Raw genomic sequence first — 25363 nt, 5'->3', positions numbered from 1 at the left:
CGTACCTATTAACTTTTAGAACTTGGATTGGAGCTTGGAGTTGAAGCTAAAGCTGACACATCAGGGCTGCGTTTGGTTAAAATCAGATGCGCAGTTAAACCAATGACGATGCCCCAAAAAACGGAACTTAGCCCCAAAAAGTGCATACCTGAAGCTGTAGCTAAAAAAGTAATGAGGGCAGAATCTCCTTGAGATTCATCTTTCATGGCTACAGCAATATTGGTTGAAATTGCACCCAATAAGGCCAAACCAGCCAAAGCGGCAACAAGCTCTTTCGGTAGCAAGCTGAAGAGCAGAACGATACTGCCTGCAAACAAACCACCTAAAATATAGAAAATGCCGTTAGCAACGCCTGCGATATAGCGTTTTTCTTTTAACTCATGCGCATCTTTGCCCATACACAGTGCAGCCGTAATCGACGCTAAAACAATGGTGATACCGCCGACACATGCAACAGCTAAAGATGCAATACTGGTGGTCGTAATAATTGGCTTAGCTGGCATGTCATAACCACTCAGTTTCATGATGGCCATGCCCGGTAAAAACTGTCCCGTCAGACTGACTAAAATCAGAGGCAGGGCAAGGTTTAAGGTGGAGTGCCAAGTCCATTCAGGGCTAATGAACTGAGGAATAGCAAGTTGGAAATCTAAACTCACCGCATTCATTTCACCAATCCCAAAGCTCAAGGCTACACCTGAAAGCAGTACCCAAAGCATGCTATAGCGCGGTGAAATTCGTTTTGCGACTAAAAAGACAAACAGCATGCTAAACACAATAATCGGCATACTGTTAGTGGCACTAAATAGACCTAAACCAAACTGAAATAGAATACCTGCCATCATTCCCGCGGCTACTGACTGCGGAATCCATTTCAATAATTTATCGAAGTAACCACTGATCCCGATCAGAAAAATCACCACAGCTGAGGTGATATAAGCGGCTACAGCTTCATTCAGACTAATATTCGGGAACAGGGTGACCAATAAAGCCGTACCTGGCGCAGACCATGCTGTAATCACAGGGACTTTGAACTTAATGGAAAGAAAGATCCCTGCCACGGCTGCTCCAATAGAAATACCCCAAATCCATGAAATCATCATGGTCGGGGAAACTTGAGCGTGTTGCGCAGCCTGAAAGAAGATAATGAGTGGTCCTGAATAGGAAATCAGCACGGCCAAAAATCCTGCGACAGTGGCGGAAATAGACCAATCTTCTTTCAAGGTTTTAAACAGGGTAGCCATTCATTTGCCTCCATGCAGACATGATCCTGTATATAAAATAATGTAACGATCAATTAGCCTTGATCGCCACCGCCGACAGGAACAACTGTACCTGTCATATATGACGAATCATCTGAAGCAAGGAATACAATTGCATTCACTTGTTCCTGAATCGTGCCATAACGGTTCATAAAACTACGGTCAATGGTTTGATCGACCACTTGTTGCATCCACGACTTTTCATTTTCAGACAGTGGATTTGTATTACGCGGCACTTTACGCGGCGGTGCTTCGGTTCCACCTGTAGCAACCGCATTCACTCGGATCCCATCTTTGGCATGTTCAAAAGCAAGTGCTGCAGTAAGAGCATTAACCCCACCTTTGGATGCCGAATAGGGCACACGGTTAATGCCACGAGTCGCAATAGAAGACACATTTACAATTGTACCTTTCTGATTTTTAATCATTTCAGGTAAAACTGCACGACAACACCACAGCGTTGGAAATAATGAGCGATTCACTTCTTTGATGATTTCTTCTTCAGAAAACTCTTCAAAAGGTTTCATCCAAATTGCACCGCCGACGTTGTTGATGAGCACATCGACACGGCCATAGACTTCAAGTGCTTTGTCTACAACACTTTGAGCACCTGCGAAGGTTTCAAGGTTGGCTTTGACTGTTATTGCATCGCCTTGATGTGCTTCAATTTCTGCTAATGTTTCATCGACATAGTCAGATAAGTCGGCTAAGACAACTTGCGCACCTTCATCCGCCACTTGGAGTGCAACACCGCGACCAATGCCTTGAGCGGCACCAGTCACAATCACTACTTTGTTTAAAAATCTTTGACGATCAGACATGATAAGTGGCCCCAATCAGTTTGCAGAGAATTTTTCAAACAGGAAGTTTGCAGGTTTTACACCTTCGCTATCTAACCAACCACGAACAGCATCGACCATAGGGACTGGACCACAAAGGTAGACATCAACATCACCGCCATTGAGCCATTCATTGTCAATGTGCCCAGTCACATAACCTTTACGCTCATGCGCAGAGTCTGGACTTGCAACCACGGTACGGTATTCAAACCATGGGAGTTTGGCTTGGAGGGCATTGAGCTGTTCTAAAGCAACTAAGTCGAAGTCATTGGTAACACCAAACACCAAACGAACAGGGTGTTCAGCGCCTTTTTCTTCTAAGATTTGCAGCATTGACATAAAAGGGGCAATACCTGTACCGCCCGCAAGCATAACAACAGGACGAACCACATTACGCAAGTAGAAGCTACCAAAGGGACCAGTAAAAGTCATTTTGTCGCCCGCTTTAGCAGTACGACTTAAAAAGCTACTCATTTTGCCATTCGGCACATTACGTACCACAAAGCCCGTTAAACGGTTGCCCGGTTTCGAGCTAAATGAATAGGAACGCGTTTCTGCTGTCTCTGGAATGCCGACGTTGACATATTGACCAGCAAGGAAGTGAATGTCAGGTTGACCTTCATCCAACTGAATATCAAAAGTAATGGTCGATTCTGATAAATTTTCGACAGAGACTAAAGTGCCTTGGTACTGGTGGATTTCGGTTTTGCAGACTTCAGATGAAGCTTGAATTTGGAATACAGCATCCGAGGTCGGACGGCATTGGCAAGCCAGAATATAGCCTTGTTCCGCTTCTTCTGGTGTTAACGCATCTTCAATATACGTCTCTTCAGGCATGTCATAACTACCAGATTCGCAAAAAGCGCGGCAAGTCCCACATGCACCATCACGGCAGTCTAGCGGAATGTTAATTTTTTGGCGGTAAGCGGCATCTGATAAAGACTCACCTTGAGTCACGGTAATAAAACGCGTTACGCCATCTTCAAATTGAAGTGCAACATTGTGGTTTGACATGGCTGAATATCCTTTAAAAACGTTGAAACTTGGAACTCTCAGCCAAAACTCCATTTGGCTGAAAGCATACTAAGGATGTGTGGCTAAAACTTAGAGGTGATAAACATCAATCACTTGGTTGATGTAATCGTTTTTCAGTACTACGTATTTGCTTAAAATTTGTGGTTTTTCACCTGAAAAATCGATTTCATAGCGTGACATACCAAAGTAGCTATAACTGGTTTTGTAGCGAAAGCTCAGTGTATTCCAGTTAAAACGGACGGTAACTTTGTCGCCATCACGCTCAATCACTTCGATATTGTTCACATTGTGACAGGTACGTGTGTCTGGCATGGTCGCAGAAGAGCGTTCAGTTTTAATCCGAAACACACGGTCTTCTAAACCTTGGCGGTCTGGGTAGTAAATCAGTGAAATTTCAGACTGAGGATCTGTAGTCAAGGTATCGTCGTCATCCCATGCAGGCATCCAAAACGATGCTGAAGGGGCATAACATGCAAGCCAATCGTCCCATTGTTCATCATCTAAAAAGCGTGCTTCTTGATACAGAAACTGACTGATTTGTTCGATGCTAACGGTATTAAGTGTTGTAGGAGCATTCATGCCACTTCTCCTTGTTCATTTGCAGTTTCAACAGCCAGTGCTTTTTCATTGGCTATTGCAATTTTCATCATGTCTAACCAGTGTTGGTGCTGTGCAAGGTAGAGGCCTTCATCTTCAGTTTTGACACCTGAAAGTTTTGGTTTTAGACCAATTTCATTGGCAGCATCATCTGGACCATGAATCCAATGTTTTGAACCGCGGCACATATCATTCCATTCCAGTTCAATGCCTGCGTAGCCCGCTTGGCATGCACGGAATTCTTCTAAATCATCTGGTGTTGCCATGCCTGAGGCATTAAAGAAGTCTTCGTACTGGCGAATACGGCGCGTACGTGCTTCCGTGTCTTCACCTACAGGCGCGATACAGTAAATCGTGACTTCGGTTTTATTGACTGAAATCGGGCGCAGTACGCGAATTTGTGAACCGAATTGATCCATCAAATAGACGTTCGGATAAAGACAAAGGTTACGTGAGCGCTCAATCATCCACTTCGACATTGCTTCGCCAAATTTTTCAGAGTATTCATCGGCTTTCGGGAAGTTTGGGCGGTCTTCTGGGTTCGCCTATTGTGTCCAAAGCAGCATGTGACCATTGTCAAAACCGTATGAACCACCGCCTTGTTTACCCCAAGCGCCTGCGCTCATGGCACGGATGTTGTCACCCGCTTGTTTTTCTTTACGTTGTTGAGTGGTCGCTGCATAGTTCCAGTGCACCGCAGAAACGTGATAACCATCTGCGCCATTTTCTGCAGTTAGTTTCCAGTTGCCTTCATAAGTGTAGGTAGATGCACCACGTAAAACTTCGAGACCTTGTTCAGACTGATCCACAATCATGTCAATGATTTTACTGGTTTCGCCTAAGTATTCCTCTAAAGAGGGAACATCCGGATTTAAGCTACCGAACAAGAAACCTTTATAGTTGCCAAAACGTGCAACTTTTTTCAGATCATGTGAACCTTCATGGTTAAAACAGTCTGAATAACCTGCATCTGCTGGATCTTTAACTTTTAAAAGCTTGCCTGAGTTGTTAAATGTCCAACCGTGGAAAGGGCAAGTATAGGTTGCTTTATTGCCACGTTTATTACGACAAAGCTGTGCACCACGGTGTGAACAGGCATTGATCATGGCATTGAGTTCACCATTACGGTTACGTGCAATCAGAATCGGCTGACGGCCAATATACGTCGTGTAATAGTCGTTGTTATTTGGAATTTGGCTTTCGTGTGCCAAGTAAACCCAGTTACCCTCGAAGATATACTTCATTTCTAGGTCAAAAAGGGCTTGATCAGTAAACACTGAACGATGAAGTTTGAATTCGCCTGTTTCAAAGTTGTCGACAAGTAATTCGTCGATACGATCAAGATGGCTAGTATTAATAACTGGGATACGTGGCATGTCCGTTCTCCGACTTTCCAAAAGTGAGGAAGTCCCCGAAATGCGACTTTGCAGTGGCTATTTCGGTTCCAAGGGTAATTAAGCGCTAGCGCGACGACGTTCAACTTCAGTTGATGGTGCAGCCGCTTGGTCTTTCACCAGTTCAACATTGAATTGAATGTGTTTGAATGGACCTGTTAAACCGCGGCGTGCAATTTCAACTTCATCGGTAATATCGACAGCGGTAGCCACTAAGCCTTCACGTGTTGCAAATGCAAAGTCATCCCATAGGTATTGGTCACCCTCAATGTTGAATTGGGTGGTTAACTTACGGTAGCCTGGCGCAGAAACGAAGTAATGTACGTGCGAAGGGCGGTTACCGTGACGGCCTAACTTGTTCAATACAAATTGAGTTGTCCCTTCTGGTGGGCAACCATAACCAACAGGCATCGTGGTGAGAGCAACGTATTTACCATCTTGGTCACTCATGATTGAACGACGTAGATTGAAGTCTGATTGTGACTTATCGAAGAAAGAGTAGTTGCCTAAGCTATTGGCATGCCACACTTCAACTTTTGCACCTTCAACAATCTGGCCATCAGTGTCAGTCACTGTCCCTTCAATAATTAAAGTCGGAATTTTGCCTTCTTCAGAACCATCATCCATACGCGCAAAACCAACCGATTCAGGTGCGCCAGCCACGTATAAAGGACCTTCGATGGTACGTGGTGTTCCGCCTGTAATGCCTGCTTTGGCATCGGCTTCATCTGCACGTAAGTCGAGATAGTGCTCAAGGCCAAGACCAGCCGCAAGTAAACCAAGCTCGTTGGCTTGGCCTGCATCCGTAAAGTATTCAAGACCTTTCCAAACTTCAGTTTGGCTCAAATCTAAGTCTTCAATCGCTTGGAATAAGTCACCCAATAGGCGAACCACAATTTGTTGAGTACGCGCGTCTACAGAACCGGTTGCTGTATCCACATTCATTGTTTTGACTAATGCATCAATCTGTTGACGATTCATACTATTGCTCCTTAAGTATGTTTGCTGTGTGGTGGCTAGCTTTATGAATAGGTTGAAAAGCTTAGCTGCCACGTTCCTTGTTAATTTCTTTCACTGGAATATTCACTACGTTCCAGTGATTAAATTGCATAAAATCTTTTTTCAATTAACGATCATCTTCGCGAATAGACGATGGATGTCGGTTCAAAGGCATCACTTCAATGTTCATATATGGGTACAGGGGTAAACCTTGCAAAATGTTGTGTAGCTCTTCATTGCTGTCTACATCAAAAATGCTGATGTTTGAGTACTGACCTGTAATACGCCAAATATGTCGCCATTTGCCTTGAGCTTGTAGCTCTTGCGAATATGCTTTTTCGACTGCTTTAATTTCACTGGCAGTTTCAGCAGGCATATCCAGTGGAATGTTTACATCCATACGTACGTGAAAAAGCATGTATAACTCCTAAACGGTTAAGACGTCGCTTAAGCGCGGCGTAGCTGATCAATCTTGTCTTCATCCAGTTCAATACCTAGTCCTTTGCCTTGGGGTAAATGCAAGGCGAAGTTAGTGTATTGAAGTGGGGTTTTTAAAATATCTTGGGTTAACAGCAGTGGGCCGAATAGCTCGGTGCCATAAGCTAAATTTTCAAAGGTCGAGAACAAATGTGCCGAAGCAATCGTGCCGACGGCACCTTCAAGCATGGTTCCGCCATACAAATCAATGCCTGCTAAGTTGGCAATCTTCGCGACTTCATGACCTTCAATTAATCCACCAGACTGAGCCACTTTCACTGCAAAAACAGAGGCCGCATTGGTTTTGGCTAAACGGTAGGCTGAGCTTGGTCCCATGAGCGATTCATCCGCCATGATGGCAAGATCAAAACGTCGTGTTAAACGCTGCATCGCATCAATGTTGTCGACTGCACAGGGCTGTTCAATCAGGTCAACACCACCATTTTGTAGGAGTTGAATGCCTTTAATCGCATCTAGCTCAGACCATGCACGGTTCACATCGACACGGATAGAAATGTCTGAACCCAGTGCTTGTTTAATCGCAAGAACATGTTCAACATCTTCTTCTACACGGCGTGAACCGATTTTAAGTTTGAAAATATTGTGGCGTCTTGCCTCAATCATTTTTCGGCCTTCAGCAATATCTTTTTCAGTGTCACCAGATGCCAATACCCAAAGTACAGGTAAGCTGTCACGTAAGCGGCCACCCAATACTTCAGAAAGGGGTAAATCTAAACGTTGCGCTTGGATGTCGAGTAGAGCCGTTTGAATTGCACATTTGGCAAAACGGTTGCCATTAATATTCTTTTTCAAAGCACGCATGGTTTGTGCGATGTTTTGAGCTTTAAGGGACTTCAATAAAGGTGCAAAATAAGTTTCAATATTGGTCTTAATACTTTCTGGGCTTTCTTCACCGTAGCCCAGTCCGCCAATTGTTGTCGCTTCACCCCAACCGACAAAGCCATCTTCAGTGCTGATTTTCACCAAGACAAGCGTTTGCGTTTGCATAGTCGCTACCGCCATTTTGTGTGGGCGAATAGTGGGGATTTCGACGAGTAAGGTTTCTATAGATTTATACATCTTAACTCTGCGCAGCCTTGCGTTGTGTACCTGATTTGATATACCTTAAAAGAATAAATATGAACTGTCGAAGATCAAATTAGCATTTTAATATATCTTAAAGGTATAAATAGTCATGGAATTGAGACACCTCCGCTACTATGTAGCTGTTGTAGAAGAGCAGAGTTTTACCAAAGCTGCTGAAAAATTATTCATTGCACAGCCTCCTTTAAGCCGCCAGATACAAAACCTGGAGGCTGAATTGGGCGTGCAATTATTTGAACGTGGCAGCCGTCCACTCAAAACCACCGAAGTAGGACAATTCTTCTATCAACACGCTGTTAAACTTTTGTCTAATGCCGAAGAAGTCAAAGCTATGACTCAGCGTGTAGGTTTGGTTGAAAAAACGGTGACCATGGGCTTTGTGGGATCGTTGTTATATGGGTTGTTGCCAAAAATCGTGTATTTATTTCGCCAACAGCAGCCGCATTTAAAAATAGAATTGATTGAAATGAGCACCAAAGATCAAATTCAGGCCTTAAAAGAAGGGCGGATTGATGTTGGTTTTGGACGTTTACGTATTTCGGATCCTGCTGTACGTCGGATTTTACTGCGTGAAGAGCCGTTGATGTTGGCGGCACATTCGAGTCATCCTTTGACGGTGCAAAAACAAGGTGTGTACCTGTCGGACTTGGTCGATCAGAACTTATTTCTTTATCCAAGTCACCCCAAGCCAAACTTTTCTACTCAAGTCCAAGGGCTGTTTTCAGAATATGGACTGGAACCTAAACACTTAAAAGAAGTCCGTGAAATACAATTGGCACTGGGGTTAGTTGCCGCTGGAGAAGGAATTTGTGTGGTTCCTGAAAGTGCACGAACCATTCAACTGCCGCATTTGAACTATATTCCAATCTTAGATGATGCAGCGACTAGCCCCATTTTTCTAGCCATTCGTTCCATGGATGAAAGTGAGGACATTCGTTCATTATTTGATTGTATTTATCAGGTCTATGACCTTGAAGCGATCAAATATGACCGTGCATTTATCTAAACTTTGGGGTTTAAATTTCACGATACTTTTAAAGTCTACATTTTAAAATCAGTCATTTAAGCCATCCTTGGGGATGGCTTTTTTTATAGTCATTTTCGCTTGGTTTTGCTTATTTTCTGTCTCTCGCTGCAATCATTGGTTATATAAGCTATTTATTTAAAACAATAAAAACCTTAACCGACCTTAAAGGTATAAATATAGAGTTATTCGGTTTTGGACAAGAAAGCTACTTTTGCTGCAATGTGCACAGCAACAAACATTCGCAAGCAGGAGGCTTAAAGTGAATACAAATCCAGTTAACATCAACACGGTGGTCGATGAAGCCAAATTTACGCCCTTTCATTGGAGTGTACTCATTTGGTGTCTACTGATTATTATTTTTGACGGTTATGATTTAGTCATCTATGGCGTGGCACTGCCACTTCTGATGCAAGAGTGGGGACTCAGTGCAGTACAAGCAGGATTACTTGCGAGTACAGCATTGTTTGGCATGATGTTCGGTGCAATGAGCTTTGGTACGTTGTCTGACAAATTGGGCCGTAAAAAGACCATTATGATTTGTGTGGCTATTTTTAGTGGCTTCACTTTTCTAGGCGCATTTGCAAGCAATCCTATCGAGTTTGGAATTTTACGTTTTCTTGCGGGACTTGGCATTGGTGGGGTGATGCCAAACGTGGTCGCACTCATGACTGAATATGCTCCGAAGCGTATTCGTAGCACACTCGTTGCGGTTATGTTCAGTGGCTATGCTATTGGCGGCATGACCTCAGCTTTACTGGGTGCATGGTTGGTAACAGACTATGGTTGGAAAATCATGTTCTATATCGCCATCATTCCATTTTTGGCTTTGCCGATTCTTTGGAAGTTTCTACCTGAGTCTTTAATGTTCCTGACTAAAAAGGGTGAAACTGAAAAAGTCCGTGAAATTGTACAAAAAATTGCACCGGAGCAAGCAATTCAGCCAGAAACGACATTTAAACTTAATGAACCTGTTGCTGGTGATGACGCTCCATTAAAAGCATTGTTCCAACAAGGTCGTACCTTTAGCACCATGATGTTTTGGGTGGCATTCTTTATGTGCCTGCTCATGGTCTATGCGCTTGGAAGCTGGTTACCAAAACTGATGATTCAAGCGGGCTATTCGCTTGGTGCAAGTATGATTTTCTTATTTGCTTTAAATATTGGCGGTATGGTTGGAGCGATTGGCGGTGGTGCGCTCGCAGACCGTTTCCACTTAAAACCAGTTTTAACGACGATGTTCACCTTGGGTGCTATTGCACTGATTCTACTCGGTTTCAACAGTCCACAAATGGTGCTGTACGGTTTAATTGCGATTGCAGGCGCAGCAACTATTGGTTCACAAATTCTACTGTATACCTTTGTCGCACAGTTCTATCCAACTGCTGTGCGCTCTACAGGTATGGGCTGGGCTTCAGGCATTGGACGCATTGGCGCAATTGTTGGGCCTGTACTGACAGGTGCATTGTTAACTTTTGAGTTGCCACATCAAATGAATTTTCTCGTGATTGCGATACCTGGTGTGATTGCAGCTTTGGCAGTGTTTATGGTCAACTTAAAAGTATCCGTAGATGGTGAAAAAACCAAATCAAAACAAGTGTTTGATGCAGTCAAATCGACAGCAAATTAAAGAATATTGAACCCATGAGTCTAGTGCATTAGTAGTAGGCTCATTTCAAAAACTGTATGAACTGTTAAAATCAATTTGCTTTTTATAAGTTGTTTTTTAACGCGATTTTTAATGCGATAAAAAGTTTCATTTTAAAGTATTAAAAAAAATGCATTGCGTTAGAAAACAGCGATGAAAAATAGAGCTAAATATTAAAGAGTAAAAGTCAGGACAGACTTAAATACACAGGACCCGTGTTAAATGAAACAATTTAAGAAGAATGCTTTAGTTGTCACTTTATCGATGTTAAGTAGTGCAGCATTACATGCACAAACCAATACCACGGCAGAGATTGAGCAACTTAGAAATGAAATTAATGCGTTAAAACAAATGCTTCAACAGAATACTCAGCAACAACAGCAGCAAGCTGTTCAATTGAGCGCTGTTGAACGTCAAGTGTTGACGACGCCAAAAACGGTTGAAAAAACGGGTTTAGGTTTGACCAAAGGTGGGGCAGAGTTCAACTTATACGGTAATGTCCGCGCGGACGCATCGTATCAGGCTGAAGGTGGCGCTCGTGATATGCCCTATAACCAAATCAATAGCGTACCTTTAGAAGGAAATGCTGAAAATAGCGATCGGTTAAGATCAACCCTTTCAGCAACGCGATTAGGTTTGGACTTTAAAGCGCCAGTCGCCGATCAGAACTTAAATGCCAAAATTGAGGTCGACTTTTTAGGCGGCGCAAACCTTGATAATTTACGTATTCGTCATGCGTATTTAAACTATGGTAACTGGCTAATTGGTCAAACGTGGTCAAACTTTGCGACTCCAGACTACATCCCTGAAACGATTGATGCTTTGGCTTATGTGGGTGCTTCAATTAAACGTACACCTCAAGTGCGTTATACCCATAAATTCACGCCAAATACTAACTTAGTCGCGGCAGTGGAAGACCCGAAAGATGCCAGCATGAGCCAACGTATGCCAGCATTTACAGGACGACTGAATCATAAGTTTAATGATGCTCTTTCAGTCAGTGGGCGTGCAATGGCGCATGAAAAACGCATTCAAAATCAAGAAGAGTGGGCGTATGGCGTAGGTGTTGGTGCCAAATTTGACATCACCCCTGTGACTTCTGTGAAAGCCGACTACTACCATGTTAAAGGCGATAGCAGCTTTGTATCCTTTACTAACCCTGGCGTAGTTGCAACAGGCACAAGTATTGAACAAAGTGAGTTTGACTCAATTACTGTCGGTTTAACACAGAAGTTTAATGACAAATTACGTGGTACTTTGGCTTATGGTTATATGACTTTTGATAAAAATCAGGACTACCTTGATGCTGTAGCTGATGATACCAAAATCAATAAAAACTTATGGCAAGCATGGGGTAATTTATTCTATAGCCCAGTTCAGCCTGTTAGCCTTGGGGTAGAGTATGTCTACGGTGAGCGTGAAGCGTTTGCACCTGCGGCAAATGGTAGTAAAAAAGGTGAAGACAACCGTGTGAACTTGGTTGCGATTTATAACTTCTAATACTTGAAGTAAAATTTCACATAGAAGCCGAAGGATAACACCTTCGGTTTTTTATGCCTTATTGTTTAATTTGCTCAATTCTAATTTTTGAGGAGATGTTGCACATGTAATGCAATAGTCGAAGTTTCATCAGAACTTAAGTTATTTGTCACATAAGAATAAGTCATGAAAATAAAGCACATGTGTTGTCATCAACGGGTTACATTAGGTGAGGTAAGTAACTGTATATAGAGTACTTGATGACAATAACATGGATTCTTTTTACGCTTATGGCCGCTTTTATGCAGGCTTGGCGCAACGCTTTTCAAAAGCAACTCAGTACAACTGTTGATGTTTATGGAGTGACTCTAGCGCGGTTCATTTTTGCTTTACCTTTAGCACTGCTTTACATCAGTTGTCTTTACCATTTCCAACCTGTGACAGATTCCGTCCATTTCAATCTCCGTTTTGCTATCTATGTGCTTATTGCGGCGTTGAGCCAAATTGCAGCAACAGCATTGATGGTGCAACTTTTTAAGCAAAAAAATTATGCAATTGGAGTGGGTCTTGCTAAAAGTGAAGCAGTACTTGCCGCGATTATTGCCGTGCTCTTTTTATCCGATCATTTAAGCCTTTTAGGCTGGTTTGGGGTTGCTGTGGGAGGCTTTGCGGTATTTTTAATGTCTAAAGGGCCGGGCTTTTCTGATTTTTCAGTACAAACCTTATGTATAGGTATCGGTAGTGGTTTATGTTTTGCCATTACCTCGCTCTTGGTACGTGAGGCAAGTTTAGAACTAGATAATTTACCCTTTATTCACCGTGCTGCTTGGGTGCTTTTAATGGTGATTGCGACACAGTGCTTTTTACTTTTAATGTATTTGGGTATATTTCGCCGTGCAACATTATGGGCCATGTGGCAGCGTATAAGACTTACATTTCGTGTCAGCTTATGTAGTTTTTTGGCGTCACTGGGTTGGTTTAGTGCCATGAGTATGCAGTCAGTGCCCATTGTAAAAACTTTGGGGCAGGTTGAGATTATTTTTAGTATGTTGATTTCAGCCTACTTCTTTAAAGAAAAGCTGGCACGTGCTGAACATCTCGGTATTGTATTGGTGGTGATTGCAGCGTTTTTAGTGATTTGGGCTTGAAGTCTGATCTTCACATAGCTAATGTCATTCTTTTGTAATGACATTAGCCATTCAAAATATAATTTAACTGCCGTTTTACTAGTCTTCAACTCAAAAAATAGAGACTAAACCCATGTCTAGGTTTAATCTCTAAAGTGTGTTTTTCTCGTGAGATTTAATTCTGTAGCCAAAATTTAGATGTTGATATTAGTGCAACAAGCTTCAGATTTTTACTGAAGAAGGTAGTTTTGATCTGCACCGACAAAGAAAATCACACCTATACAAAAAAGCCCACAGTAAATCGCGAACCAGATAATCATGTTTTTAAATGCTTTATCTGAAATTGAACTATCTGCATATTTTGCTGGTTTTTTTGAGTCTAGATCTTTCATGGTTACTGCACTCAACTGAGGTGATGAGTACATTATGTAAAGCAAACGACTGATGAAACAGATACAAAACAAGATTAAAAAAATATAACAGATGAAGCAGAATTGCTCATGACTGTTATATTTTAAACCTGTGGGGGACACAGTATGCAGATATCATTAACTTGCGTTAGTTTTTAGAGTCCTATCACTTAAAAATACAAAAAAAATAAAAATAATCTTATATTTAAAATACCACTCATGAATTCTATACATACTGAATCATTAGAAATGATCATTTCATTCATGACTGTAATTTTTGTACATTAACTAAAATAGCACCTTGTCTGCGTAGACTAGAGTACTTGAACCTTCAGCATGACGTTTAAGTGCAAAACGATATTTAGAACACTATATTTAGAGAGTATTATGAAAAATTTTGAAAATAAAGTGGCAGCGATCACAGGCGCAGGTTCAGGCATTGGGCAGCAGTTGGCGATTCAACTGGCTAAACAAGGTACACATTTGGCACTCAGTGATGTCAATGAACAAGGTTTGGCTGAAACCTTAAATCACGTCAAAGATTATCCTGTTTCAGTCACGCTCACAAAACTGGATGTTTCAGACCGTAAGGCAGTAGAGGATTGGGCAAAGCAGTGTCAGCAAGACTTCGGTCAGGTCAATTTAGTTTTTAATAATGCAGGGGTCGCGTTAGCGAGTACTGTTGAAGGCTTAAGCTATGAAGATGCCGAGTGGATTTTCAACATCAATTTTTGGGGTGTCGTGTATGGAACCAAAGCTTTTTTACCCTATTTAAAACAAAGTGGCTCTGGGCATATTGTGAATATTTCAAGTTTATTTGGGCTCACTGCTCAGCCCACCCAAAGTGCCTATAATGCGACAAAGTTTGCTGTCCGTGGTTTTACCGAGGCACTACGTCAAGAGTTAGATTTGCAAGACTGTGGCGTTAGTGCAACTTGTGTTCACCCAGGTGGTATACGTACCAATATCGCCAATAGTGCTCGAATGAGTGACAGTATTCGTGCGCTGGGTATGAACCCAGAGCGTGCCAGTCGTTCTTTCAATAAAATGCTTAAAACCCCGCCAGATGTCGCAGCACAGGCTATTTTAAAGGCTGTGAAAAAAGATGAGCGCCGAGTCTTAATTGGAACAGATGCCAAAATTATCGATCTGGTACAGCGTATTACACCAACAGGCTATACGCAGGCCATGAACTTTTTGACAGGAAAAAGACGCCGCAAATAAAGACGTATTCACATGAAAGATGATTTTATCGTTTTAACCGAGTATGCTAAATCGAGTAATTTTTAAATTAAAAAAAGCTTCGATTTCAATGGTGAAGCATTCCGTTAAATAAAATGATAAGGAGTCCTACATGAGTGGTTCTCATAACCATGATCACAGTCATGTTGAAGTGACTGCAAAAAATGCCAAGAAATTAACCATTGCACTTGCCTTGACATTTACCTTCTTAATTGTGGAAGTGGTTGCAGGATTTATCACGCAAAGCTTGGCCTTACTGTCCGATGCAGCGCATATGTTTACCGATGCCGCTGCTTTAGCCATTGCTTTAGCAGCCATCAAAATTGGGAAAAAGCCTGCCGATGATAAACGTACTTTTGGCTATCAACGGTTTGAAATCTTGGCAGCTTTGTTTAATGCCATGATGTTGTTTGTAGTGGCGATTTACATTTTATATGAAGCCTACCAGCGTTTTAGTCAGCCACCCGAAATTCAAAGCTTGGGCATGCTGATTGTTGCAGCTTTGGGTTTAATCATCAATCTGATTTCAATGAAAATTTTGGTGTCGAGCAGCCAAGACAGCTTAAATGTGAAAGGGGCTTATCTTGAGGTGCTCAGTGATGCCTTAGGCTCTGTGGGTGTGATCATAGGCGCACTGGTGATTTATTTCACAGGTTGGATGTGGTTAGATAGCGTTATTGCGGTGTTGATTGGCTTTTGGGTTTTACCTCGAACTTGGGTGCTACTGAAACAAAGTATCAATATTTTGCTCGAAGGTGTACCAAGTGAAATTGATATCGAATCTTTACGCAATGATTTGCTGGCTTTAGAGGGTGTACAAAGCATTCATCAGCTTAAAGTTTGGGCCATTACTTCTAAAAATGTGCATTTAACAGCGCATTTGATTGCACCTGATGTAGATCCGAGAGCTTTATACTACCAAGCTGTGGAGTTATTGGGGCATGAGCATGGGATTACGCAAGTGACTTTGCAGATTGAAGAAGATGAATGCCATCCACACCAACATGAACATAGTCATTAAAAAGACTTGACCTTAGAGTTAGTCTAGGCTTTACAATAGCGTCACTTTATTTTAGTACGACATTATGCGTTCTACCACGTGGCTTAGCGTCTTAGTTGCTTTATTCATGTTCCAAAGTCTTTGGAACGTGGCGGCAGCTTTTTGCGTCCATGAAGAACAAAAAGCTCAAGTCGTGACACAACAAAGTTTTCATTTTGGCCACCATCAAACCACCTTGTGTGTGTCTGATGATAAGCCACACCTGCAAAGCAGTGTTGATGACCATACTCAAACGGTAAATGATCCGTTTGAATTGGGTGAAGACCATCAAGATCATTTGCCCTCAATGGCACATTTGATTATTCCGAAAGAAAAAAACTATCAATTGCCGCTCGCGCTTGAGATAAAAGAACCGCCACAATTTTTTTGGCATAATGCCTATCAAGCTCCTGACTTATTGGGGCAACATCCGCCTCCTGAACTTTCCCTGCTAATGGTGGGGTAGCCTAAAACATTTCCCACCACTTCTTCTAAAAATTAGTGGGAAAAAGCATGTCGAATCAATTTAAGGCGTTTATACGCCAAGCCCTTGCTGTAGGCATAACAACAGCCGCGATGCAATGGAGTTTTGCCGAACCGGTCAAGACTTTGGATGAAGCTTTAGCAAAAGTAGAGCGCTATCAAAACCAAAGTGAAATTGGGCAACAGCGTCAAAGCATTTCAGAGCTGAACATCAAAAACAGCGGCCTATGGCAAAATCCTAGCTTAAATATCAATCAAGATGGTTTTGGTTCAAATACCGATCAAGAGCTCAGTATTGCCATCAGTCAGCCCTTAGATGTGTTTGGACAGCGTAAGCTCAATCAAAAACTCGCAGAAACAGCGCACCAACAAGGGCAGTTAAAGCAACAACTGTGGACAGCACAAAGCCAATTGGTGGTGAAATTTGCATGGTCTCAGTTGGCTTTGGCACAAGTTGAAAAATCGCTGTACGCAGCACAACTCAAAGTGAGTCAAAACAATTTAGACAGTGCAAAAAAACGTTATCAGGCGGGCAGTATTGCTTTGGTTGACTATGAACGTGCGCAAATCGAAAGTTTGGATATGCAACGCTTATACCAACAAGCGGTATTGGCAGAACAAGTAGCACAGCGTCAACTCTCAAACCTTTGGGACGAAACCAAAGCCGACATTCAACTTAATGCGACTACCATGCCATGGCCAGATCAAAGTGAAGCCACAGTACAGCACTATATTGCTGAAGGTTGGTTGGAAAAGCTGTATGCACTGAACGTTCAACAGTCCAATTTAAACATTGAAAGTTTAAAAGTGCAGGCGCGTCCCAATCCGACCTTAAATGTCGGCATGAAACGGAGTCAAGCACCGAATGAAAGTAGCGATACCACATTAGGTGTCGGCGTGGATATTCCGCTGAATATTCTTAACCGTCAGCAATACAGCATTCCGATGGCCCAGCGTCAGCAAAGCCTGTTGAATCAGCAGCAACAGCGCGAGTTAAAACAGCAGATTTTAGATATCGCCAATGCCATGCATGAGCTTAAAGGACTAAAACAGCAGTTCAGTTCAATGAACAAACAAACCACTTTGGCAGAACAAGTTCAACTACGTACGTTGCAAGGTTTTAAAGCGGGAAAACTGTCCATTACCGACATTCAACAAGCCAACTTACAACTGCAAAGCATACGCCTTGGGCAATTGCAGTTATTACGTCAAGCTTGGCAGACTGCATTGAGCGCAGAAGCCCTTAGCCTAGGTACTAGCTATGAGCAGATCAGTAGTTCAGATGCTTATAGCCAAATCAGTAAAAACTCAATAGCACAAATACAAGACCTCATCTTTGGCGGAGCACAATAATATGCAACTAAAAAATCAATTTGGAAAAATATCACAGTCATTGATGATTGGGCTTTTGCTCCTCATTACATTCCTCATCGCTTTAGGGATCTGGTTTAGCTCAAAAGATAAAACCACCGATGAACATACGCATGCCGAACATGAAGAATCTGAACATACGGATGAGCCCGAGGCAGAAAAAGGACATGCCGAGGAAGGTGAAATTCAACTGACAGCGCAGCAACTGACAGAGCAAGGCATTCAAATCGCTTCAGCTCAACAAGGTGTGGTATCTCAAGTCACTGTTTTACCCGGAAAGCTTGTGGTCAATACCGATCAGCAAGCTCATATTTTGCCAAACTTTGGTGGGCATGTGGAACAGGTGAATGTTGAACTTGGTCAAAACGTACAAAAAGGACAAACCTTAGCTGTACTGTCTGTACCCGAGCTGATCGATCAACAGGCCAATTTGCGGATGGCTCAAGCCAGTTTGAATTTAGCACGTCAAGATTATCAACGTGAACAGCAGTTATGGTCACAGGGCATTTCTGCTAAGCAAGACTACCAACGGGCAGAAAATGCTTACCGACAAGCACAGATTACTGTGCAGTCCGTGCAAAGCCGCTTAAACGCCCTAGGAGCAACAGGTGGGGTAAATGGTCGTTTTGCCATTAAAGCACCCATTTCAGGTGTGATTAGCCAAAAAGATATCGTAGTGGGTGAAAACGTACAATTGGCCGATCAGCTTTTTGTGATTGAACAATTTAAAGAGTTATGGCTTGAGTTTAATCTGCCTGCTCAGTACTCAGGTCAGTTACAAGCCAATCAGAGTCTGACATTTAAGCCGAATGCTTCTGAGCAAAAATATCAAGCCGTCATTCAAAGCTTAACTTCTCAAGCCGATGCACAAACAGGACGTTTGGTGGTACGTGCTAAATTAAAAAGCCAAGCGGCTGAACTACGTCCAAATGTTTTGGCGAATATCTTTTTAGACAATACCAGTTCCAATACAGCACTTCGCGTCCATAAAAGTGCTATTCAAAACATTGAAGGTCAAACTTCGGTATTTGTGGTCGACGCTGAACAAAAAGGACAAGTGCATTTGAAAGCGCAGCCCGTTCAACTTGGGCAAGCTTCAAATGACGCTCAATGGGTAGAAGTGATTTCAGGCCTAACAGCAGGACAACGCTATGTCAGTCAAGGCAGCTTTGTGCTTAAGTCTGAACTAGAAAAAGGCGAGGCTGATCATGCACACTAATCATGATTTACCCAAGCCTGAGGGTTTGTTTGAACGAATTATTCAGTTCTCTATTCAAAATGCAATTTGGGTCATGCTATTTGTATGCACGTGGATTGCGGTCGGAGTTTATAGCTATCAAAAACTGCCGATCGATGCAGTGCCCGATATTACCAATACGCAAGTACAAATTAATACCCAAGCCAATGGTTTTACCGCACTGGAGGTTGAGCAGCGGATTACCTATCCGATTGAAACTGCAATGGCGGGTATTCCAGATTTGCAGCTGACTCGTTCTATTTCACGTTATGGTTTGTCCCAAGTCACCATCGTATTTGAGGATGGTACCGACATCTATTGGGCACGTCAGCAGATTAATCAACGGGTACAAGAGGTCAAAGCAGATTTACCTAGCGATGTTTCCCCAACCATGTCACCAGTTTCGACGGGTTTAGGTGAAATTTATCAATGGGTCATTAAAGCTGAACCGAATGCCAAAAAAGCGGATGGTACCGCTTATAGCGCGATGGACTTGCGGGAGATCCAAGATTGGATCGTTCGTCCGCAACTGCAACGTGTTGCGGGGGTTGCCGAGGTCAACAGTATTGGCGGGTTCAATAAAACCTATGTGGTTGCTCCCGACTTAAACCGTATGCAGCAGTTAAATATTTCATTGAGCCAGCTACAAACCGCTTTACAGGAAAATAATGAAAACCGTGGTGCTGGTTATATTGAGGAAAATGGTCAGCAACTCACAGTGCGTGTTCCGGGGACACTCAACAGTCTTGCGGACATTGAAAATACAACAGTTGCCAGCCCAAATGGCAGCCCGATCCGTGTTGCGGATATTGCGCAAGTTTCAATTGACCATGACCTCCGAACAGGAGGCGCCACCTATAACGGCGAAGAAACTGTACTCGGCATCGCTATGATGATGATGGGGGAAAACAGTCGAACGGTGTCTAAAGCTGTAGATGCCAAAATTCAAGAGGTGCAAAGTAGTTTACCGCAAGGCGTTAGAATAGAAACGGTTTATGACCGAACCACTTTGGTGGAAAAAGCCATTAAAACGGTGCAGAAGAACTTGGTTGAAGGCGCAATCTTGGTGATTGTGATCCTCTTTTTATTCTTAGGTAATATTCGTGCGGCGTTAATTACAGCCTGTGTTATTCCACTGTCTATGCTATTTACTTTAACGGGTATGGCACAGCAGAACATCAGTGCCAACCTAATGAGTTTAGGGGCATTGGATTTCGGTATTATTGTCGATGGCGCAGTGGTGATTGTTGAAAACTGTATTCGCCGTTTAGCCCATGCGCAGCAATTACTCAAACGACCATTGACCCAGTCGGAACGCTTTAAAGAAGTGTTTTTGGCAGCGCGCCAAGCCCGCCGTCCACTTATTTTTGGTCAACTGATTATTTTGGTGGTGTACTTACCGATTTTTGCACTGACTGGTGTAGAAGCAAAAATGTTCCATCCAATGGCTTTGACGGTTGTACTTGCACTCGTTGCGGCCATTATTTTGTCGATCAGCTTTGTGCCTGCGACTGTCGCACTTTTTGTTAAAGGTGACATCAAAGAAACTGAAAGCCGTTGGATGCTGTGGCTAAAAGAGCGATATGAGCGGGTTTTAGACTGTGCCTATCAGTAAAGCGGTGATTTTAACCTTTGCACTGTGCTTGTTGATGTTGACAGGATTACTTGCAACGCGTATCGGCAGTGAGTTTGCACCGCAACTGAGTGAAGGTGACTTTGCTGTACAGCAACTGCGCTCTCCAAGCACAGGCTTAGAAGAATCACTTCGTATTCAGGAAAATACGGAAAAGCTACTTCTGAAAAAATTCCCTGAGATACACGCTATTTTTGCGCGTACGGGTACGGCCGAGGTAGCGACCGATGTGATGCCACCGAATATTTCAGATGGTTACGTCATGCTGAAACCCCGTGATGCATGGCCAAATCCAAAAGAAACACTCGATGAACTGCGTAGCCGTATGCAGGCCTATTTAGCAACATTGCCCGGTAACAACAGTGAGTTTTCTCAGCCAATTGAACTGCGTTTCAATGAGTTAATATCGGGTGTACGTAGTGATGTCGGTGTCAAAATCTTTGGCGATGACATGCAAGTATTAAATACGGAAGCTGAAAAAATCAGTAAATTGATTCAACAGGTTTCAGGCAGTACAGCAGTTAAAGTTGAACAAACATCGGGTTTACCTTTACTCAATGTTGAAATTGATAAAAGCTTGGCCGCTCAATATGGCCTAAGTGTCAAAACCATACAAGACTATGTATCAGCAAGCATTGGAGGACAAAATGTCGGTGAAATTTTACAGGGTGACCGCCGTTTTGACTTTGTCATTCGACTCAGTGAGCAAGACCGAAGTATCAGTGGGATTGCGCAACTGCCAATACAGCTTCCAAATGGTGGCAGCATTCTGCTCACCGATATTGCCACTGTAAAAATGATGGATGGCGTCAACCAAGTCAGCCGCGAAAATGGCAAACGTCGTGTAATTCTCACGGCGAATGTGGAAGGGCGCGATTTAGGTTCTTTTGTCACAGAAGTACAAAGTCAGCTTAAGCAGTATTCGTTACCAAGTGGTTACTGGATTGAATATGGTGGTCAGTTTGAAAATCTGGCCTCGGCACAGGCTCGAATGCAGATTGTGATTCCACTGGCATTATTGACGATCTTTATTTTGCTGATGGCCGTTTTCCATAACATCAAAGAAAGCTTGCTTGTGTTCACGGGCGTTCCATTTGCTCTAACTGGTGGTGTGCTTTTCTTGTGCTTAAGAGACATTCCTTTGTCAATGTCGGCAGGCATTGGTTTCATTGCTTTGTCTGGCGTTGCCGTCTTAAATGGTTTGGTCATGCTGACCTTCATTAAAGAGCTAAGAGAGCAATACCGCTTACATGAAGCCGTTTGGCAGGGAGCGATTTTGCGATTAAGGCCTGTTTTAATGACCGCTTGTGTAGCGTCTTTAGGTTTTGTCCCAATGGCGCTTGCCACAGGCACAGGGGCAGAGGTTCAACGTCCACTGGCGACCGTGGTGATTGGTGGAATTATTTCTTCGACGTTATTGACCTTGGTGCTATTACCAGTGTTGTATCGTTGGATGAATGCAAAAAAAGAAACGAAAGTTTAATCCTTTAATCTGCTGAAGCATGAGGAGGCAAAATAGTCTCCTCATACTTTTTTATACTACTTGATATCAGTCTGATCGCTTTAGGGATTTAAAAATGGCAAATCTGTTATAGTCTGTTATATTTTTTTCACAAAGAACTGTATCTGTCCTTTCGTATAGGAAACTTTAAAATAATGAATATAGATAGAGCGTTGAGGTATTGGAAATGAACTTTTTACTGAAAAAAAATAGAGCTTGGTTTGTATTCTTTATCATTACTTTATATTCGTTTCTTGGATTTTTTCTTGGATTTATCATTTGGGAATACTTTTTGAAGTAAGTACATAGTAATGCTAAAGAAAACTAAGGTAGCTAATACTTCAAAAACTAATCAGAATCTTAATTTTCTGACTACCAGACTCAACTCATAACGAGACAAGTCTGGTTTTTATAACCTTAAAACTTCCATTGCAACGAGACAGATGCATTTAAAGGGTCGCCGGGTTGAATCCACATATCGCTATAGCTTGCAACATAGTACGTTTCGTCTAAGAGATTGTGTACATTGAACGGCTTTGTTGCACAAAGATTTCATAACTATATGATTTTAAAAGTTTTGATTATTTTTTGATCCAAAATTAAATTTATTTAAATCAGATGCTTACATATTTATGCAACAAAGCCGAACATATGCTAAAGATTTTATTACAGTATAAAACTCGAGAAGAACTCGCTTCTTTACAAGCTAAAGGTGTTATTGATAGTTCAATAAATATTTTAAATGACGATTCGGTTACTTGAATGTGTATTCAATAGATAAATGTAGCCAATTAAATTTGGCTGCTCCAATTCGTACTCTAATGGAGAACGCTGACCGTTAAAACCTTGTCTGCATTTTGAATTGTAGAACAGCTCATTATATTCAAAGATATCTGTCCTCGCTTCAGACCTAGTTGTGTAAATTTTCTTTTTAATTCGTTCCCGCTTTAATAACTGGAAGAAACTTTCTGCGACATTAACTGCTTCAATTTTGAACTCTTCTGGGTATCTTTTACTGCTCATAAGCACCTTGTTTATTAGTCATTTTATCTAACTTCAAGGTGTCTATAAAATTGTTAACTATTCAGTTCATTCACCATTGAAGCCAAGAATGGTTACTTCACAGAATCGCTCGCCAGCAACGTGGCTTCATTTTTCACCATGGATCGCGCTCGTATAAACCATTACCAGATCAAGTCTACTATTAGAGATCTTAAGGCACATGTTTTGTGTACTGTCTGATGTGGACGAGCTCTATATTTGTAGTATTGGAAGAAGCTGCAGCTATTGATCGAGCAAATATTTGCTCATTAAATTTAAATTACCGTAAAAATGCGCAAATATATTCTCATTTTTTTTATTTTATGATATTTTTGAGAAAATATTTGCTCATTCATATCTATGGAAAAATTAACGATCCAAGCTCTTCTCGATACAGAATGGCTAGATATAGCAGAACTCAAGATATTAGAGCCACATAAAGGTTCTGCAAGTGCGAGTGAGTTATCCTACGAATTAGAATATGCCATTTCTTATCTAGATAAGAGAGATGAACATGCCTGTAGCTTAGCACTTCCTGTTCAGATTCTTATTCAACATGAATCGAAAGTCTGGTTTAGTTTTTTAGATGATATTGTTCCATCTGGTGCTGCTCGACGTTATTTAGTGCAATATCTAGGTCTGCAAAAACTTTCGCCAGCAGAACAAGATTTTACTTTATTAGAAAAGGGCACAATTGCTCCTGTAGGGAATCTAAGAGTTAAGGAATCAGTTCCACCAATCAATCCAGAATCAACATTACACTTACGCAAGTTCACTACTGGTGATGTTACAGAACGAAATATTGATTTTCTCGAATACGCACAACAAATGGGTGCAATTAGTGGCGGTGCAACTGGTGCAGGAGGTGAGGCTCCAAAACTACTAATTCGCGTGTCAAAGGATCAGCAAGTTTGGATTGATACTTATCAAAATTCTTTTGATGAACCAGATCAGCATTATCTAGTTAAATTCCCTCGAAATAAGCGTAGTGCAATAGATTGTGACATATTGAGAGCAGAATATCATTTTTATCATGTCCTGAATGAACTTGGATTTACAACAATTGAAACTTCTCAGATGAAGCTGATTGAGGGTCAGAAATACCCTTCGTTATGGCTGCCGAGATTTGACACAGAGTGGCGTAATCAACAATGGCATAGATTCGGGCTTGAGTCAGTATATTCCGTATTGAATAAAACATCAGGGAGCCATTTGAATCATTTTGAGGTCATAGACGCGCTTTGTACCTTATTAGAATCGGTAGATAAAAACTTTGATTCTTCGCAATTCGTTTGTGAGTGGTTACAACGGGATTTGCTGAATATCATTTTTGGTAACTCAGATAATCACGGCCGTAATACGTCATTCTTAAAAAAATCAGGACGAATACTTCTTGCTCCAATTTACGACTTTGCCCCAATGAAAGCCGATCCAGAAGTTGTGACGAGATCAACAACATGGGGAAGTCCGTATGAAGAAGGAGGGGAATACCGCTGGGAAAGTATTAGCCAAAATCTTGCACATTGGTGTGAACCACAAATATCTTTAAGTACATTGAAAACATTGGCGAGCAAACTTATTGGTCTCAAACAGCAATTAATCAATAGAGGTGTTCCCCAAACGATTATAGATATGCCAGGTCTAGGATATGACTTTATTGAAGCCAAATTGAGTCGATGGGAACTATTATGAAAAAGGAAAATCAGCCACTTGACCGTCAGCAATTGCTCATTGATTTATATACGCAATATTTATTCGGTAAAATTACCTTGGGGCAACTGCTGAGCCACTTGCGCAAAAATGTATTGGGGCTATCTCAAGAAAAATATGCAGCAATGGTTGGAATCAGTCGGCGTACTTTAACAGTCATTGAACAGGATAAAGGTCAACTGACTCAGGTCGTGTTAGATAAGGTGTTTAAACCACTTGGCTTAAAAGCAGGACTTGTGCCTACGCATGAACATATTGTTAGTAAAATTATAAAGCCATCCGAGTGAATGATCATTCCAGAAAGAATTTCAGATGAGACTAAAAGAGTTTGAAAAAAATGATATAGCAGAAGCTGCTATGAAAGTTTTTTGGCAAAGAGGCTACGCTGGAACAAGTATTCAAGACTTAGTAGAGGGCACTGGCCTAGGACGTGGCAGCCTTTATAATGCTTTTGGACGTAAATACGGATTATATGAATTTGCTTTAAAACTTTATTATGAGATTACTGCTAGCAATATGGCCATACTATCTGAAGATGGAACTGTTAGAGAACTAATACGCCGTTTACTCGTTAAAATTGTCTAAGAGCTTAATGATACTGAAAATATGGGTTGCAGGAATATTCTTTTATTCCTGTCGTTGCAGCTAAACTACTCGCAGTTGGTCAAGAAGACCTTTATTTTTACTGGCAATAAGTGGCTTATTAATCTTCAA

General features: G+C 41.9%; 21 protein-coding genes and 3 pseudogenes. 14 read left to right on the top strand and 10 right to left on the bottom strand.

Going from position 1 to position 25363, the window contains the following annotated elements; translation table 11 throughout:
• Positions 1-8 precede the first annotated feature (8 nt).
• The 8 genes and pseudogenes from benE to ACF8FD_RS14770 all read right to left on the bottom strand — a co-directional run bounded on the left by benE (position 9) and on the right by ACF8FD_RS14770 (position 7680).
• A complete protein-coding gene (benE, locus tag ACF8FD_RS14805) occupies positions 9-1241 on the bottom strand; it encodes a benzoate/H(+) symporter BenE (RefSeq protein ID WP_279679117.1) in 1233 nt (410 codons plus the stop codon).
• A 53-nt stretch (positions 1242-1294) separates the two neighbouring features.
• Positions 1295-2080: a benzoate diol dehydrogenase BenD gene (gene benD / locus ACF8FD_RS14800; protein WP_279679116.1), complete on the bottom strand. Its 786-nt coding sequence runs from the start codon at positions 2078-2080 to the stop codon at positions 1295-1297.
• A 15-nt stretch (positions 2081-2095) separates the two neighbouring features.
• Entirely contained in the window at positions 2096-3112 is a 1017-nt protein-coding gene (gene benC / locus ACF8FD_RS14795; RefSeq protein ID WP_279679115.1) for a benzoate 1,2-dioxygenase electron transfer component BenC, read from the bottom strand.
• 90 nt (positions 3113-3202) lie between these two features.
• Positions 3203-3712 (bottom strand): benzoate 1,2-dioxygenase small subunit, encoded by a 510-nt coding sequence (gene benB / locus ACF8FD_RS14790; RefSeq protein ID WP_004979732.1) that lies wholly within the window; start codon positions 3710-3712, stop codon positions 3203-3205.
• Positions 3709-5106 (bottom strand): annotated as a pseudogene (gene benA, locus ACF8FD_RS14785) (benzoate 1,2-dioxygenase large subunit). The gene benB and the pseudogene benA overlap by 4 nt, the downstream one beginning before the upstream one ends.
• Positions 5107-5184: 78 nt before the next feature.
• The gene (catA, locus tag ACF8FD_RS14780) at positions 5185-6105 is read right to left on the bottom strand and encodes a catechol 1,2-dioxygenase (RefSeq protein ID WP_279679114.1); all 921 of its coding nucleotides are present in this window, start codon (positions 6103-6105) and stop codon (positions 5185-5187) included.
• Between the two features lie 145 nt (positions 6106-6250).
• Complete coding sequence (catC, locus tag ACF8FD_RS14775) at positions 6251-6541, bottom strand: muconolactone Delta-isomerase (protein ID WP_005399484.1); 291 nt, start codon at positions 6539-6541, stop codon at positions 6251-6253.
• A gap of 29 nt (positions 6542-6570) precedes the next feature.
• The gene (locus ACF8FD_RS14770) at positions 6571-7680 is read right to left on the bottom strand and encodes a muconate/chloromuconate family cycloisomerase (protein WP_279679113.1); all 1110 of its coding nucleotides are present in this window, start codon (positions 7678-7680) and stop codon (positions 6571-6573) included.
• A gap of 115 nt (positions 7681-7795) precedes the next feature.
• Between ACF8FD_RS14770 and ACF8FD_RS14765 the strand changes: the two genes are divergently transcribed.
• From ACF8FD_RS14765 to ACF8FD_RS14750, 4 genes are all read left to right on the top strand, one after another.
• Positions 7796-8710: a LysR family transcriptional regulator gene (locus ACF8FD_RS14765; RefSeq protein WP_279679112.1), complete on the top strand. Its 915-nt coding sequence runs from the start codon at positions 7796-7798 to the stop codon at positions 8708-8710.
• Between the two features lie 280 nt (positions 8711-8990).
• Positions 8991-10358, top strand: a complete 1368-nt coding sequence (locus tag ACF8FD_RS14760; protein ID WP_010326682.1) for an MFS transporter — start codon at positions 8991-8993, stop codon at positions 10356-10358.
• A gap of 240 nt (positions 10359-10598) precedes the next feature.
• The gene (locus tag ACF8FD_RS14755) at positions 10599-11876 is read left to right on the top strand and encodes a DcaP family trimeric outer membrane transporter (RefSeq protein ID WP_183176022.1); all 1278 of its coding nucleotides are present in this window, start codon (positions 10599-10601) and stop codon (positions 11874-11876) included.
• A 239-nt stretch (positions 11877-12115) separates the two neighbouring features.
• Complete coding sequence (locus ACF8FD_RS14750) at positions 12116-13003, top strand: DMT family transporter (RefSeq protein WP_279679111.1); 888 nt, start codon at positions 12116-12118, stop codon at positions 13001-13003.
• Positions 13004-13212: 209 nt separating this feature from the next.
• Here the strand turns inward: ACF8FD_RS14750 and ACF8FD_RS14745 are convergent, their stop codons facing one another.
• On the bottom strand, positions 13213-13374 hold the full coding sequence (locus tag ACF8FD_RS14745) for a hypothetical protein (protein ID WP_004979714.1): 162 nt from the start codon (positions 13372-13374) through the stop codon (positions 13213-13215).
• Positions 13375-13779: 405 nt separating this feature from the next.
• On the opposite strand from ACF8FD_RS14745, the gene ACF8FD_RS14740 reads away from it, so the two are divergent.
• The 7 genes and pseudogenes from ACF8FD_RS14740 (at position 13780) to ACF8FD_RS14710 (ending at position 22199) form a co-directional block, all read left to right on the top strand.
• Positions 13780-14616, top strand: coding sequence for an SDR family oxidoreductase (locus ACF8FD_RS14740; protein ID WP_279679110.1), 837 nt, complete (start codon positions 13780-13782; stop codon positions 14614-14616).
• 130 nt (positions 14617-14746) lie between these two features.
• The gene (locus ACF8FD_RS14735; RefSeq protein ID WP_279679109.1) at positions 14747-15655 is read left to right on the top strand and encodes a cation diffusion facilitator family transporter; all 909 of its coding nucleotides are present in this window, start codon (positions 14747-14749) and stop codon (positions 15653-15655) included.
• A gap of 64 nt (positions 15656-15719) precedes the next feature.
• Positions 15720-16139 (top strand): cation efflux protein, CzcI-like, encoded by a 420-nt coding sequence (locus tag ACF8FD_RS14730; RefSeq protein WP_234304942.1) that lies wholly within the window; start codon positions 15720-15722, stop codon positions 16137-16139.
• Between the two features lie 47 nt (positions 16140-16186).
• Entirely contained in the window at positions 16187-17509 is a 1323-nt protein-coding gene (locus ACF8FD_RS14725; protein WP_279679108.1) for a TolC family protein, read from the top strand.
• A 1-nt stretch (position 17510) separates the two neighbouring features.
• Positions 17511-18746 (top strand): efflux RND transporter periplasmic adaptor subunit, encoded by a 1236-nt coding sequence (locus tag ACF8FD_RS14720; RefSeq protein WP_279679107.1) that lies wholly within the window; start codon positions 17511-17513, stop codon positions 18744-18746.
• Positions 18736-21880 (top strand): annotated as a pseudogene (locus tag ACF8FD_RS14715) (efflux RND transporter permease subunit). Before ACF8FD_RS14720 ends, ACF8FD_RS14715 begins: the two are co-directional and overlap by 11 nt.
• Before the next feature lie 205 nt (positions 21881-22085).
• On the top strand, positions 22086-22199 hold the full coding sequence (locus ACF8FD_RS14710; RefSeq protein ID WP_010326689.1) for a hypothetical protein: 114 nt from the start codon (positions 22086-22088) through the stop codon (positions 22197-22199).
• 437 nt (positions 22200-22636) lie between these two features.
• Here ACF8FD_RS14710 and ACF8FD_RS14705 read toward each other — a convergent pair.
• Positions 22637-22873, bottom strand: a pseudogene (locus ACF8FD_RS14705) (IS3 family transposase); the annotation flags it as partial.
• A 426-nt stretch (positions 22874-23299) separates the two neighbouring features.
• Here ACF8FD_RS14705 and ACF8FD_RS14700 point away from each other — a divergent pair.
• The 3 genes from ACF8FD_RS14700 to ACF8FD_RS14690 are packed head-to-tail and all read left to right on the top strand — an operon-like array spanning position 23300 to position 25234.
• Positions 23300-24631: a type II toxin-antitoxin system HipA family toxin gene (locus tag ACF8FD_RS14700; RefSeq protein WP_234304944.1), complete on the top strand. Its 1332-nt coding sequence runs from the start codon at positions 23300-23302 to the stop codon at positions 24629-24631.
• Positions 24616-24936 (top strand): helix-turn-helix domain-containing protein, encoded by a 321-nt coding sequence (locus tag ACF8FD_RS14695; RefSeq protein ID WP_392453535.1) that lies wholly within the window; start codon positions 24616-24618, stop codon positions 24934-24936. Before ACF8FD_RS14700 ends, ACF8FD_RS14695 begins: the two co-directional genes overlap by 16 nt.
• A 25-nt stretch (positions 24937-24961) precedes the next feature.
• Positions 24962-25234 (top strand): TetR/AcrR family transcriptional regulator, encoded by a 273-nt coding sequence (locus tag ACF8FD_RS14690; protein WP_234304946.1) that lies wholly within the window; start codon positions 24962-24964, stop codon positions 25232-25234.
• Positions 25235-25363 lie beyond the last annotated feature (129 nt).

This window comes from Acinetobacter sp. TYF_19 (assembly GCF_043105125.1).
Lineage (GTDB): Bacteria > Pseudomonadota > Gammaproteobacteria > Pseudomonadales > Moraxellaceae > Acinetobacter > Acinetobacter johnsonii.
Note: the sequence above shows the minus strand (reverse complement) of the source record. Positions and strands in the feature narration are given on the sequence as shown.